We start from the raw sequence: 12,985 nt of genomic DNA on the forward strand, positions 1-12,985 counted from the left end.
TGCCAAAAGTTTTGCTGAAAACTTTTGCGCGCGGGGCAGCGGCGGTTCAGTACGCTTGCCGCTCTCCCAGCAAATAGCGGGCCGCATCCGCGTAATCGAATACCAGCGAGACCACGATCACCGCGCACACCGTCAGAATGATCCGCCGCGGCCAGACGGGCATATCCGGGCGCGCCTGCTGGCGCCACAGCCAGACCACGAGTGGCGTCCACAGGATCACATGCGGCACCCCCAAAAGCCGCACATATCCCAGCTGCCCGTAGATCCAGTAGACTCCACCAGCCGCCAGCACACTGGCTGCCACGGTCACCAGACCGGCGATCCGGCTGGGCTTCCAGATCAGCAGTGCCAGCGGCAGCACAAAGGCACCCAGAAACAGGATGTTGACCCAGACCTGCACCCACAGCGGCTGGGTTGCAATTGCTTCTTCCAGTGTCATGGCACGGCCCTCCCGCCCGCGACCCTAGGCAAGGGCAGGGCGGGCGGCAAGAGCTACAATGGAGAGCCTTCGCGCATCTTGTCCTGCTCCGAAGGAGTCGGCGTATGGTTGAAGACATAGGCGGTGCGGCAGGCCTCCTCACCGCCCAGTTCCTCGATCCTGCGGCGCTGATCGGCAAAGGCGCGGGCGTTCACCTCCTCCGGGTCGCAAATTGCGTGCAGCCGCCGTTCGCCTTCGCTAAGCGCCGCCCTGATTTCTGGGTCATTCACCCCGTCCATCGCCCGGTTCACGAGTTCATACGGGTCGCCTTCCAGATCGAACAACTGCGGCTGCATCCCGGCGTAGTGGACATATTTCCACTTGCCCCAGCGCACCATGAAGGCGCCGGTTTTCGAGCCGCCGTCGTGGTATTCGCTAAAGCCGGTGCGGCTCTCGTCATAGGGGGCATTGGCAATCGCGCGCAGCGACACGCCCGGCAGCTCCGCATCCTCCGCCACGCCGCAAACCTCGCGCGCGGTGGCGGCGATGTCGGTCAGGCTGGTGCAGGTCGCCACCCTTTGCCCCGCCGGAATCCCCGGCCCGGCGGCGATCATCGGCACCCCGGCGGATTGCTCATACATCACCTGCTTGGTCCAGAACCCCTGATCCCCCATCATGTCGCCATGATCCGACACATAGAGGATCACCGTGTTCTCCAGCTGGCCGCTGGCTTCCAGCGCGCGGATCACCCGGCCCGCGCAATCATCCATAAAGGAGGTGAGCCCGTAATAGGCTGCCTTGGCCTCGCGCATCTTCTGCTCGTCGAAGTAATCATCGTAGTTGAAGAAACCTGCGATGTTGCGCAGCTCCTCATGCTCCGGCAGCCCTTCGCCATAGCCCACGGGCAGGTCCATCTCTGCCGGGTCATACAGGCTGTACCACTCCTCTGGACAGGTGAGGGGGTAATGCGGGCTGACCAAGGACACAAAGGCCGCCCAGGGCTGCTGCTGCCGCTTGGGATCCGCCAGCCAGGCCTCCGCCGCCCCGGTGATGGCGAGATCATAGTCGGTATAGGTGCTCGACCCGGTGCCGACATCCCCGGCCAGCTCCGCTGCCGAGTCATAGGGCGGCGGGTTTTCCCGCAGCAGGCCAATCGCCCAGCCGACGCCGCCGACCACATGCATCGGCAGGATTTCTTCGGAAAACCCGTTGTCATCTTCTGCGGAGCGGAAATGCAGCTTGCCGATCGACACCACCTCGCGGCCCGCCTCCCGCAGAGCGTGCATCCAGCTGTGCGGGGCTCCGGCATAGGGCGTCGCGCTGTCCCAGTGGCCGGTCTTGTGCACCCAGTCCCCGGTGGCCAGCGCCGCGCGGGTCGGCACGCACATGGGAGAGGGCGTATAGGCCGCGGTGAACATCGTGCCGCGCGCCGCCAATGCATCCAGGTTCGGGGTCTTCACGATGGGATGTCCTGCGCAGCCCATCGCATCCTTGCGGTGCTCGTCCGAGATGATCACCAGTAAGTTCGGTTGCTGCGCCATCCTTCCCTCCCAATTTTGTCCTTCTCCCTAGACTGAAGGCTAAAGGCGGCGCCTGAACGTCAGTTTGCGGCACTCGGGCGGCGGATTGCTCCCCCGGATGCTTGCCGTTTCCCGGCTTTCTGGGTTGTGAGCTGAGCAGCTGGGTGCTATCTCGCAGACGATACTGTTATGATATAACATAATTGGATTCGCAAATGACGAACAACAGACTGCCGGTAACTGTGCTCTCGGGCTTCCTTGGGGCGGGCAAAACCACGCTTTTGAACCACGTCCTGAACAACCGCGCGGGCCGCCGGGTTGCGGTGATCGTCAACGACATGAGCGAGGTGAACATCGACGCGGACCTGGTGCGCGGCGGAACGGAGCTGTCGCGGCAGGATGAGAAGCTGGTGGAAATGACCAACGGCTGCATCTGCTGCACTTTGCGCGACGACTTGCTGCAGGAGGTGCGCCGCCTCGCGGCTGAAGGGCGGTTCGACTATCTGCTGATCGAAAGCACCGGCATTGCTGAGCCGCTCCCGGTGGCCGCAACTTTCGATTTCCGGGATGAGCAGGGCGCAAGCCTGTCGGACGTCGCCCGCCTCGATACCATGGTGACTGTGGTGGATGCGGTGAACCTGCTGAAGGACTTCTCCAGCCATGATTTCCTCAGCGACCGCGGCGAAAGCCTGGGCGCCGAGGACGACCGCACTCTGGTCAATCTGCTGACCGACCAGATCGAATTTTCCAACGTCATCATCCTGAACAAGGTAACTGAAGCGGGGCCGGCCCAAACAGAAGCGGCGATGCTGGTGATCAAGGCGCTGAACCCGGATGCCGAGGTGATCCAGACCGACTTCTCCGAGGTGGACGGGGACCGCATCTTCGACACCGGGCGCTTTGACTTTGACAAGGCCCACGAGCACCCCCTCTGGGCCAAGGAGCTCTACGGGTTTGAGCACCATGTGCCGGAAACCGAGGAATACGGCATCTCCTCCTTTGTCTACCGCGCCAAACGCCCCTTTGATCCTGCCAAGATCCATGCGCTGCTGAATGGCGACCTGCCCGGCGTGATCCGCGCGAAGGGTCACTTCTGGCTGGCCACCCGCCCGGAATGGGCCGCTGAATTCTCGCTGGCCGGCGCCATCTCCTCGGTCCGCCCGCTGGGCCTGTGGTGGGCGGCGGTGCCAACGGAACGCTGGCCCACGCATCCTGAGGCCCGGCGCGAATTCCTGCAGAACTGGGACGAGACCTGGGGCGACCGGCGCCAAGAACTGGTGTTCATCGGTGCAGGCCTCGACAAGGAAGCCACCACCGCCCGCCTCGACGCCTGCCTGATGCCGGAACCGGCGAATGGCTTCGACCCGGCCTGGGCCTCCCTGGAGGACCCATTCCCAAGCTGGCGCCGCAATGGCTGACCGCAGGGCACGCCGCAACCTGAACTCCCGCCTGAAGCGGCGGCGCAGGGCAGGGGATCCGATGCAGGCCTACGATGCCTTGCCGCCGGGGCTGCGGCAGTGGCTGGCCTCCGCCTGCCTGCCCTGGAGCCCGGCCTCGGCGCTCAGGATCTGGACCAGGGCGGGCGGCAGCCGCGATCCAGCTGCCGCGGCCGCACGGCTGGACGCCGCTGAACAGGCTATGCTGAAACGGGACGCCCGTGTCTGGACGTTGCGGTATTAATGGGTCCTGCTCCTAGACACGAAGACCGCCGCCTCAGGCGGTCTTCTTGTCCGCTTCGGCTGCAGCGTCGAACTCTGCCCGGGCCGCGTCGATCACCGGCAGATGCTCCAGCGCCCAAAGTCCCAGAGCCCTGACCGGCTCGCGAAACGACTCGCCCAGCGGCGTCAGCGCATATTCCACCTTGGGCGGGATTGTCGGGTGATAGGTGCGGCTCACCAGCCCGTCCCGCTCCAGCTCGCGCAAGGTCAGGCTCAGCATCCGCTGGGATATTCCCAGATGCCGCTTCAGTGCGTTAAAGCGCAGTACGCCGTATTGCGCCAATGAAATCACGATCAGCACGCTCCAGCGGTCGCCGACCCGCGACAGCACTTCGTTGATGCGCCCGCATTCCGGGCATTGACCCTCCGCCATGGCGGTTCCTTCCGTGTTACCGGGGCTAAAGAATGTGCCTTCTTGTGCCCTTTCCGGTACCGCTTATATAGCCGGTTACAAATTTATACCACCCATCACATAAGGCCCCGAAAGGACCGGACACATGAGCAAGAGCACCCTGATCGAGAAGCTGAACTGGCGCTACGCCACCAAGAAGATGGACCCCTCCAAGGCGGTTCCGCAGGAGAAGGTCGACCAGATCATCGAGGCGATCCGCATGGCGCCGACCTCCTCCGGCACCCAGCCGTTTGAGGTCTTCGTGATCACCAACCCGGAAATCCGCGCGCAGATCCGTCCGCACGCCTGGGACCAGGCCCAGATCACTGACGGCTCGCACCTGATCGTTTTTGCCGCCTGGGACAACTACTCCGAAGACCGCATCGACGCCGTCACCCGCCAGATGACCGAGGAGCGGGGCGAGATCCCGATGCTGAACCAGTATTACGATAACCTCAAGGCGACCTACCTGCCGCGCGAGTCGCGCACCAACCACGACCACGCCGCCCGCCAGGCCTATATCGCGCTGGGCTTTGCGCTGGCCGCCGCGGCTGAGCTGGAAGTGGACAGCACCCCGATGGAAGGTTTCACGCCGGAGAAAATCGACGAGATCCTGGGCCTCAAGGACAAGGGCCTGCGCTCGGTACTCTTGCTGCCGCTGGGCTACCGCGCCGAAGACGGCGACTGGCTGCTGCCAATGAAGAAAGTGCGCAAATCCCGTGAAACCATCGTGACAGAGATCGCCTGAGCATTCCCCGCATGAGGGCAGCAGGCGGCATTTCCGGCCGCCTGCTGCCCTCCGTGCGGAACACGAAAGGCAATCAATTCGAATTGAATCCTTTAATGCGCTGATTTCAGGCTACATTAACAGCTGAGTGTTATTGATTAAGGTACGGCTCTTGCCGCTTCCAAAGGGCCGCAGAGTGGTGTGATTTTGCCGGGGCTGCCCAAGCGTGTTTACTTCTGATTTCTCTGCAGGCGAATTGCAGCCGGAGCTGAAGCAGGTCTTCTTCCACTGGCGGAACGCTGCTGAAGACGGGAAATTCCCGCGGCTCACCCAATTCGAACTGCCAAATGCCCATCCGGCACCGAACATCCTGTCAGTGTTTGAAATAGAACGGACACAAACCGGTGAACCTGCTGACTTCAAGGCGCTGTATATCCGCAACAAGATCATCAACACGCTGAGTCGCAAGTACGTCGGCACCCGGCTGTCCGAACATCCCGGCTTTGGACCCGGATCGATGATCTGGAGCTGTTTTCACGAAGTGGCATCCACCTCCCGGCCATTGCTCGCTGCACTGCCCTATGTCGGACCGCTGCCGGAATACCGCAGCACCTCCGAACTCTACCTGCCGTTGCGGGGAGAGGGGGTGTCGGTTGACTATGTGCTTGTGGGTGTCGTCCTGCTGGAACAGGAATACAGCCACAAGGCACCCTGAACCGTCCGCAGAGAGCGGCAGCGGGCAGCCAGTCGCCGTAAAACCCTCTTCCCCTTGCCATGCAGGGCTTTTCCCTTGCGCGCCCCCGGGAATCCGCTTATATCGCGCGCTGTCAGAACACGGGCGGCCAACGTCCGGACGGCATATCTGAGCAGGGCTGAGGACTACCTCGGCCCTTTGTGTTTGTTTGATCAGATGTGCTCCGGGCCACGTTCTGGACTGGCTTAACCAAGACCGGCGGAGACAACCGCCCGGCCAGAAACACTAGTAAAGGAAACCTGAGACCTCATGGCTCAAAACGCATCGATGGAGGAATTCGAAGCCCTCCTGAACGAAAGCTTCGAAATGGACACCCCGGACGAAGGTTCGGTTGTCAAAGGCAAAGTGCTGGCAATCGAAGCCGGCCAGGCCATCATCGACGTCGGCTACAAGATGGAAGGCCGCGTTGATCTGAAAGAATTCGCAAACCCCGGCGAAGCCGCTGAAATCGCAGTCGGCGACGAAGTGGAAGTCTTCCTGCGTTCGGCAGAAAACGCCCGTGGCGAAGCCGTCATCTCCCGTGAGATGGCCCGCCGCGAAGAAGCCTGGGACCGCCTGGAAAAAGCATACGCAGACGATCAGCGCGTCGAAGGCGCGATCTTCGGCCGCGTCAAGGGCGGCTTCACTGTCGACCTGGGCGGCGCTGTTGCCTTCCTGCCCGGCTCGCAAGTTGACGTCCGCCCCGTGCGCGATGCCGGCCCGCTGATGGGTCTGAAGCAGCCGTTCCAGATCCTGAAGATGGACCGCCGCCGCGGCAACATCGTGGTTTCGCGCCGTGCGATCCTCGAAGAGTCCCGCGCCGAGCAGCGCGCCGAAGTCATCGGCAACCTGTCCGAAGGCCAGGCCGTGGACGGTGTCGTCAAGAACATCACCGAATACGGCGCGTTTGTTGACCTGGGCGGCGTTGACGGCCTGCTGCACGTCACCGACATGGCATGGCGCCGTGTGAACCACCCCTCCGAGATCCTGTCGATCGGCGAAACCGTCAAGGTTCAGGTCATCAAGATCAACAAAGAGACCCACCGCATCTCCCTCGGCATGAAGCAGCTGCAGGAAGATCCGTGGGATCTGGTTGGCGCCAAGTACCCGCTGTCCTCCGTGCACAAGGGCCGCGTCACCAACATCACCGATTACGGTGCATTTGTTGAGCTGGAGCCGGGCGTCGAAGGTCTGGTCCACGTTTCCGAGATGTCCTGGACCAAGAAAAACGTCCACCCGGGCAAAATCGTCTCCACTTCCCAGGAAGTCGACGTCATGGTTCTGGAAATCGACGGTGCCAAGCGCCGCGTGTCCCTGGGCCTCAAGCAGACCATGCGCAACCCGTGGGAAGTGTTCTCCGAGAACAACCCCGAGGGCACTCAGGTCGAAGGCGAAGTCAAGAACATCACCGAATTCGGTCTGTTCATCGGCCTCGACGGCGACATCGACGGCATGGTTCACCTGTCCGACCTGTCCTGGGACGAGCGCGGCGAAGACGCGATCCAGAACTACCGCAAGGGCGACATGGTTTCGGCCGTTGTCTCCGAAGTGGATGTCGACAAAGAGCGTATCTCGCTGTCGATCAAAGCCCTGGGCGGCGACAAGTTCGCTGAAGCCGTGGGCGGCGTGAAGCGCGGCTCGATCGTGACCGTGGAAGTGACCGCAATCGAAGACGGCGGCATCGAAGTGGAATACGAAGGCATGAAGTCCTTCATCCGCCGCTCCGACCTGTCCCGCGACCGTGCCGACCAGCGCCCCGAGCGTTTCTCGGTTGGCGACAAGGTCGACGTGCGCGTCACCAACGTCGACTCCAAGACCCGCCGCCTGGGCCTGTCCATCAAGGCGCGCGAGATTGCGGAAGAGAAAGAAGCAGTGGAACAGTATGGCTCCTCGGACTCCGGCGCATCGCTGGGCGACATCCTGGGCGCCGCACTGAAGTCGGGCGACTAATCTCCCCGGCCTCACGGCTTAAAAAACGGAAAGCCCCGCAGATATCTGCGGGGCTTTTTGTTTGGCGAAAGAGCGTTAGTTCTCGGCAGCCACAGCGTCAGCTTGCGCTGCTGCTGTCTTCCTGGGGCAGAGCCGCTTCCTCCAGCCGCGCTTTGAGACGGCCAATAACGTGCTGCGCCGCTGCAATTTCCTCCGGCAGCAGGCCGCTGGCAAGCGCGTTTACCCAGGGGATCTGCTTTGCAATGGCGGCATCGTACAGGTCCTTTCCTTTGGGCGTCATGACGACCAGCTGCGCGCGTTTGTGCTGAGGGTTGGGCTGGAACTCCAGGATCCCTTCGCGCTTGAGCTCATTGACGATCCTTTGAATGCCCTGCCTGTGAACACCCATGGTACGGGCGTGCCAGGCGACAGTTTCCGCCTTTTCCGCATAGGCAATGGCGCCAAGTATCTGCCATCGCGCGCTGGTCAGCCCCAGCCCGGAAACCAGGCGGTCACCAGCAATCTGCAACCGGCCATTCAGCCGGAACACATCCAGGATCAGCTCCGTTACCGCTTCTCCCGCCTCGCTTCGTTGCACTTCAGGCATGACGCCCCCTGAATTTTTGACAATGTGTTGTCATTGTGGTTTATGGCTCCCATATGACAACATGACACCAAGTTGAAACGGCATACAAGGAGCACCCTGCGATGGTCAATTTCAAACCTCTGGACCCTGAGTTCCCCATTGATCATCAACTGGCGGTCGAGGCAGGGCCTGTTGTTCTGGTCAATCTTTTCACCGTTGATCCCGCTGAGCAGGACGCATTGGTCGAAGCGTGGAGGAGTGATGCCCTGTGGATGAAGAAACAGCCGGGCTACATCAGCACCCAGCTCCACAAGGCCATCGGCGATGGCAGCATGTATCTGAACTATGCGGTCTGGGATTCCGTGGCTGACTTCCGTGCGGCGTTTTCCAATCCGGAGTTCCAGCAGCAGCTCAGCCACTATCCCTCCAGTGCCGTAACGGCTCCGCATCTGTTCGAAAAGATTGCCGTGCCGAACTGCTGCACGTCCTGACGGCCTGTTCTGCGGATCTACTAATTGGGAAGTAAAATGAAGACGAAGATTCACGCCATTGCAGGCGCCATCGGTTTTCTGATGATCCTGGTGTTCTGGACATCGACGGCCCTAAGTGAATTGTTTGCCGGCCACGAGACGGTCGCGGCGGTCAAAGCATCGATCCTGAAGGGTATGCTCGTCCTTATACCGGCCATGATCATAGTTGGCGGGTCCGGGATGGCGATGGGCCGGCGGCGCAAAGACGCGCCGGCGAGGGCCAAGAAGAAGCGCATGCCGGTTATTGCACTGAATGGTTTGCTGGTTCTCGTCCCTGCCGCCTGGTTTCTGGCCGGGAAAGCCGCTGCCGGCGAATTTGACGGCACGTTTTACGCGGTCCAAACGGTCGAGCTGATCGCCGGCGCCGGAAACCTGTTCATGATGGGCTTGAATTTCCGCGATGGTCTGAAGATGACCGGGCGGCTCCGGCGTTCCCGCTAAGGGCGCCGCGGCACGATCAGGCTGCCCCGGATGCCCCTAGTTCGGCCGCACCGCCACCAGCACGACGCCCAGTTCCTCTTCCAGTTCCTGCAGCTTCTTCAGCTTCTCGTCAGGCAGGGCGGCGGTGGTTGTCTCAACTTCCGCCAGCGCCACCACCGGGCTGCCGATGTCTTTTTCGAGGCTCTTGATCGCGTCCAGTTTGTCAGCCTCAAGCGAGGCAAGCGGGTACAGCATGGTCGTCTCCTCATTGTTGATGGATTTGACTATAGCCGATTCTTTGCAGCACAGGCCGGAACGGCACAAAAAAGGCCCCGGCTATTGCCGGGGCCTGATGCGGTTCGTGATGGATCAGGCGTGCTGGGTGCTGTCCGCGTGGGTGACAACATCCGGCTCCAGGTCCCAGTTCTTGCCGTCCAGACCGTCGATCTGGTCGTCCTCGGACACCTTCAAGCCCACGGTGCGCTCCAGGAGGAAGGACAGGATCAACGCCGTGACCACCCCGGTTCCGATGCAGACGGCAGTACCCGCCAGCTGCATCACCAGCGAAATCTCGCCGTGCTGGAACGCATAGGCGCCTTCCTCGATGCCGAAGTAGCCGCCGCGCGGGGTGCCCGCCTTGAACAGGCCCAGCAGAACCATGCCCAGGGTGCCGCAGCCCAGGAACAGCGGGAACAGCTTGTGCTCGTCAATGCCGCGCTTCAGCGTGAACTCATAGACCGCATAGGCCGCGAAAGGCGCCACCAGGCCCACGATGAAGGCCTGCCAGGGCAGATAGACATCAAAGCCGGATGCGCCGGCAACATAGCCCGCCAGCGGCCCCAGCAGGGTATAGGCGTATTTGCCGGTGGCATAGGCGATCAGCAGCCCGGTGATGGCGCCGCCGGCCCAGACCATCGCGTAGTTGTTGATGGCGATGCCGACGCTGGTATCCGCCATGGTGACGCTGACGGCCAGCGCTTCGGGATCAAAGAAGAACAGGCACGACAGGATCACCATCGGCAGGCCCGCAAAAATCAGCAGCAAGCCCGGCGCACACAGGCCGATGCTGGGAGCCAGATAGGCCGAGATCCGCGGATGCGGCGCCATCATGCCGGGGCGGGCGCCCAGCTTGGGGGTGAACACCAGCGCCATGCCTGCCGGGAACAGGTAAACAAAACCAACGCCAAAGAAGTCATGGAAACCCGCATTGGTCAGCGGCCCAACAGAGCCCCAGGTCGCCCAGCTCAGCGCGGAGGACACCACAGCAGCCACGATGCAGGTGATGAAATAGGCCGAGGCCTTCATCCGCTCCGACACCGCGAAATGCAGCAGGATGTTGATGATGCCGGCAAACACCGCCAGGAAAAAGATGAAGATCTGGAACGTGTTCAGCCCCGGAAACGTTGCCGGGTCGGTGTGATGCGCCAGCGCATTGGTCATGGCGCCGCCCAGCCACCAGTCCTTGATCGAATCCATCATGGTCGCGCCTTCCATGATGTAATACTGCCCGGCCCACAGGCCGAAACCGATGACGTAATAGGTGGCAAAGCCGAGGAAGAACCCCAGCGTCTTTTCAATGGTCGAGTTGAACAGGTTCCTGCGCCGCGCGGTGCCCGCGTCGATCAGCAGCAGGCCGACAACGACCAGGATGGCCCCGACGATGCCCGATGCGTACAGAATGTTCTGCACCAGGGAGTTCAGGGTAACTTGCTGCACATGTATCGTGCTCATGTCCAATGGCATTTCCAGTTCTCTCCAAGTTGGTTTGGCTGCCTGCCGGTTGTTCGCCACCAGCTTCGGCAGTCCGGCGCCCGTTGCCGCCATGAGACGGGCGCGCCGGTTCGTTTGGCACCAGATCCGGTCAGTTTGCTGACGCGCCTGGTTAGGAAAAGGATGGGCGATGCGGGGCGCTTTACAATGAAAAATTTTACTTTGCGGAAATATAGTTTCATATGCGGCACGCGGGGCGGGCTGATGCCGCATCCCGCGCTGCCTGACCGGCAATGTGACGGAATCCGGGCAATGAAGTGAGCTGCCGGCAGCCCCCCCGAATCAATCGGACCCCGGCCTGCGCAGTTGACGCCGATGCCGCGCTGCGGCGGCGGTTTGCCGCCCGCGATTGGGGCCCGGCGGCCTGAAAAGGGGGTAAAGTGCCGCTGATTTGGCCGTCAAACCTGCGGCATTTTGTTCCCCCGCGCGCGAATTTTTCCTATACTCTCAGAATAATAGCCAAAACATACCGGCACCTGGGAGGAAAAAGAACATGATCCGCTCTGAGTTGATTCAGAAGATTGCAGACGAAAACCCGCACCTGTATCAGCGGGATGTAGAGAGGATCGTGAACACGGTGTTCGAGGAAGTGACTGATGCCATGGCCCGCGGCGACAGGGTCGAGCTGCGCGGCTTCGGGGCCTTTTCGGTCAAGAAGCGGGACGCGCGCACCGGCCGCAACCCGCGCACCGGCGAGACGGTCGAAGTCGAAGAGAAACATGTGCCGTTCTTCAAGACGGGTAAACTCTTGAGGGACCGCCTGAACGGGAAAGCCTGATGCGTTACATTCGCTACGCGGTTCTTGGGGCCCTGGCCATCGTGCTGGTGTCCGTCTGTCTGGCCAACAGCACGGTGGTTGAGCTGAAACTGATGCCCGCTGCGCTGGCGGAGCTGTTCGGCTTTAATTACAGCATTGCGCTGCCGCTGTTCGTGGTGGTGCTGGGCGGGGTCGGCGCCGGGCTGGTGATCGGCTTCCTGTGGGAATGGATCCGCGAGCACAAGCACCGCAGCGAGGCCGCGCAGAAGGCCCGCGAGGCGCGCAAGCTGAACCGCGAAGTGACCCGGCTCAAGAAGCAGAAGAACCAAGGCAAGGACGAGGTCCTGGCGCTTCTCGAAGACGCAAACTGAGCCAGCCATGAGCAATATCCGGGTCAAGATCTGCGGGCTCAGCGTCCCGCAGGATGTGGCTGCCGTTGCCGCTGCCGGTGCGGCCTATGCGGGTTTCGTGTTCTTCCCGAAATCGCCGCGCAATGTTTCCATCGCCCAGGCCGCTGCGCTGGCGATCGAGGCGCCTATTGGTCTGTGCAAGGTTGCACTGACGGTGAATGCCTCTGATGATGAACTGGATGCCATCACCGGCGCGGTGCCGCTCGACATGCTGCAGCTCCATGGGCGTGAAACCCCGGAACGGGTGGCGGAGGTGCGCGCCCGCTACGGGCTGCCGGTTATGAAGGCGGTGGGCATTGCGGATGCCGCCGACATTCCCCAGATCGCGCTTTATGAACAAGTGGCCGACCAGCTGTTGATCGACGCCAAGCCGCCCAAGGAGGCCGAGCTGCCCGGCGGCAACGGCCTCGCCTTTGACTGGCGGCTGCTAGCGGGGCGGAAATACTGGCAGAAACCTTGGATGCTGGCCGGCGGGCTGACACCTGAAAACGTGGCGGAGGCCATCCGCATGACCGGAGTCCGGCAAGTTGATGTCTCCTCGGGTGTCGAAAGCGCGCCGGGCGAAAAGGATGCAGGTCTGATCGAGGCCTTTACAAAGGCGGCCCACGCCGCCCGCGGCTGACGGCCTCCCCGCCGCGGGTTTCAGGATATGCCGCAAAGAGAGGGATTTGAGTATTTGGAGAAAGATGAAAACACTGGGCCTGCGCCTTCATCTTTTTATAAATACTCACAGCGCAACCGCAGCGCCCAGGGTGTTGCGCCCCCGGCGTACGCTGGTCACACGCGATCTTAAGTCCCATATGCCACGATCTTTCCTGATCGCGGTCACCGCCGGGCCTGACACCCCCGGCACTTTGGAACAGGGCCCTTTGGCAGGGGCACGCACAGACGACGTTTCGCGTGCGGGAGGAAACTCCCGTCCCGCCTCCGCCCCTTGGCGGCGCCGCCAAACTTAAACTTCCGGCCTTTAGATAGGCAGATCACAGCAGAAACCAGCAGCACACCGGCAGGGCAGGCGCCTTGGCCGGATGCAGCCGCTTGCGCAATCTCCCTTTACCAAGGCGCTGGCGCGCTAT

General features: G+C 61.9%; 16 protein-coding genes. 10 read left to right on the plus strand and 6 right to left on the minus strand.

The features are described 5' to 3' along the window. Positions 1-46: 46 nt before the first annotated feature. Positions 47-439 (minus strand): hypothetical protein, encoded by a 393-nt coding sequence (locus RA25_RS14895; RefSeq protein WP_019298071.1) that lies wholly within the window; start codon positions 437-439, stop codon positions 47-49. Between the two features lie 53 nt (positions 440-492). Beyond that, positions 493-1,959: a sulfatase-like hydrolase/transferase gene (locus RA25_RS14900; RefSeq protein WP_039173560.1), complete on the minus strand. Its 1,467-nt coding sequence runs from the start codon at positions 1,957-1,959 to the stop codon at positions 493-495. A 194-nt stretch (positions 1,960-2,153) separates the two neighbouring features. Between RA25_RS14900 and RA25_RS14905 the strand changes: the two genes are divergently transcribed. After that, positions 2,154-3,356, plus strand: a complete 1,203-nt coding sequence (locus RA25_RS14905; RefSeq protein ID WP_039173906.1) for a GTP-binding protein — start codon at positions 2,154-2,156, stop codon at positions 3,354-3,356. After that, positions 3,349-3,618 carry a DUF6525 family protein gene (locus RA25_RS14910; protein ID WP_019298074.1) on the plus strand — a complete coding sequence of 90 codons (270 nt, stop codon included), beginning with the start codon at positions 3,349-3,351 and terminating at the stop codon, positions 3,616-3,618. The genes RA25_RS14905 and RA25_RS14910 overlap by 8 nt, the downstream gene beginning before the upstream one ends. A gap of 33 nt (positions 3,619-3,651) precedes the next feature. On the opposite strand, the gene RA25_RS14915 is transcribed toward RA25_RS14910, so the two are convergent. Then, positions 3,652-4,029 carry a winged helix-turn-helix transcriptional regulator gene (locus tag RA25_RS14915; RefSeq protein WP_019298075.1) on the minus strand — a complete coding sequence of 126 codons (378 nt, stop codon included), beginning with the start codon at positions 4,027-4,029 and terminating at the stop codon, positions 3,652-3,654. A gap of 124 nt (positions 4,030-4,153) precedes the next feature. Between RA25_RS14915 and RA25_RS14920 the strand changes: the two genes are divergently transcribed. From RA25_RS14920 to rpsA, 3 genes are all read left to right on the plus strand, one after another. Beyond that, positions 4,154-4,795, plus strand: coding sequence for an NAD(P)H-dependent oxidoreductase (locus RA25_RS14920; protein WP_039173562.1), 642 nt, complete (start codon positions 4,154-4,156; stop codon positions 4,793-4,795). 205 nt (positions 4,796-5,000) lie between these two features. Beyond that, the gene (locus tag RA25_RS14925) at positions 5,001-5,489 is read left to right on the plus strand and encodes a hypothetical protein (protein ID WP_039173565.1); all 489 of its coding nucleotides are present in this window, start codon (positions 5,001-5,003) and stop codon (positions 5,487-5,489) included. A 288-nt stretch (positions 5,490-5,777) separates the two neighbouring features. Beyond that, entirely contained in the window at positions 5,778-7,457 is a 1,680-nt protein-coding gene (gene rpsA, locus RA25_RS14930; protein WP_019298078.1) for a 30S ribosomal protein S1, read from the plus strand. Positions 7,458-7,554: 97 nt separating this feature from the next. Here the strand turns inward: rpsA and RA25_RS14935 are convergent, their stop codons facing one another. Then, positions 7,555-8,043 (minus strand): MarR family winged helix-turn-helix transcriptional regulator, encoded by a 489-nt coding sequence (locus RA25_RS14935; RefSeq protein WP_039151165.1) that lies wholly within the window; start codon positions 8,041-8,043, stop codon positions 7,555-7,557. 101 nt (positions 8,044-8,144) lie between these two features. Here RA25_RS14935 and RA25_RS14940 point away from each other — a divergent pair, with 101 nt between their 5' ends. Both RA25_RS14940 and RA25_RS14945 read left to right on the plus strand, forming a co-directional pair. Then, positions 8,145-8,513, plus strand: coding sequence for an antibiotic biosynthesis monooxygenase family protein (locus RA25_RS14940; RefSeq protein WP_019298080.1), 369 nt, complete (start codon positions 8,145-8,147; stop codon positions 8,511-8,513). A 36-nt stretch (positions 8,514-8,549) separates the two neighbouring features. Then, positions 8,550-8,993 carry a hypothetical protein gene (locus RA25_RS14945; protein WP_019298081.1) on the plus strand — a complete coding sequence of 148 codons (444 nt, stop codon included), beginning with the start codon at positions 8,550-8,552 and terminating at the stop codon, positions 8,991-8,993. A gap of 36 nt (positions 8,994-9,029) precedes the next feature. On the opposite strand, the gene RA25_RS14950 is transcribed toward RA25_RS14945, so the two are convergent. Beyond that, on the minus strand, positions 9,030-9,227 hold the full coding sequence (locus tag RA25_RS14950) for a hypothetical protein (RefSeq protein ID WP_039173568.1): 198 nt from the start codon (positions 9,225-9,227) through the stop codon (positions 9,030-9,032). Between the two features lie 114 nt (positions 9,228-9,341). Further along, the gene (locus tag RA25_RS14955; RefSeq protein WP_237754582.1) at positions 9,342-10,703 is read right to left on the minus strand and encodes an ammonium transporter; all 1,362 of its coding nucleotides are present in this window, start codon (positions 10,701-10,703) and stop codon (positions 9,342-9,344) included. A 505-nt stretch (positions 10,704-11,208) separates the two neighbouring features. Here RA25_RS14955 and ihfB point away from each other — a divergent pair. Genes ihfB through RA25_RS14970 form a run of 3 tightly spaced genes read left to right on the plus strand, consistent with a single transcriptional unit; the run spans position 11,209 to position 12,531 of the window. Next, on the plus strand, positions 11,209-11,520 hold the full coding sequence (ihfB, locus tag RA25_RS14960; protein WP_272946442.1) for an integration host factor subunit beta: 312 nt from the start codon (positions 11,209-11,211) through the stop codon (positions 11,518-11,520). Beyond that, the gene (locus tag RA25_RS14965) at positions 11,520-11,870 is read left to right on the plus strand and encodes a lipopolysaccharide assembly protein LapA domain-containing protein (RefSeq protein WP_039151167.1); all 351 of its coding nucleotides are present in this window, start codon (positions 11,520-11,522) and stop codon (positions 11,868-11,870) included. Before ihfB ends, RA25_RS14965 begins: the two co-directional genes overlap by 1 nt. Before the next feature lie 7 nt (positions 11,871-11,877). Continuing rightward, positions 11,878-12,531, plus strand: coding sequence for a phosphoribosylanthranilate isomerase (locus RA25_RS14970; RefSeq protein WP_039173572.1), 654 nt, complete (start codon positions 11,878-11,880; stop codon positions 12,529-12,531). Positions 12,532-12,985 lie beyond the last annotated feature (454 nt).

The organism is Leisingera sp. ANG-S5, assembly GCF_000813925.1.
GTDB lineage: Bacteria > Pseudomonadota > Alphaproteobacteria > Rhodobacterales > Rhodobacteraceae > Leisingera.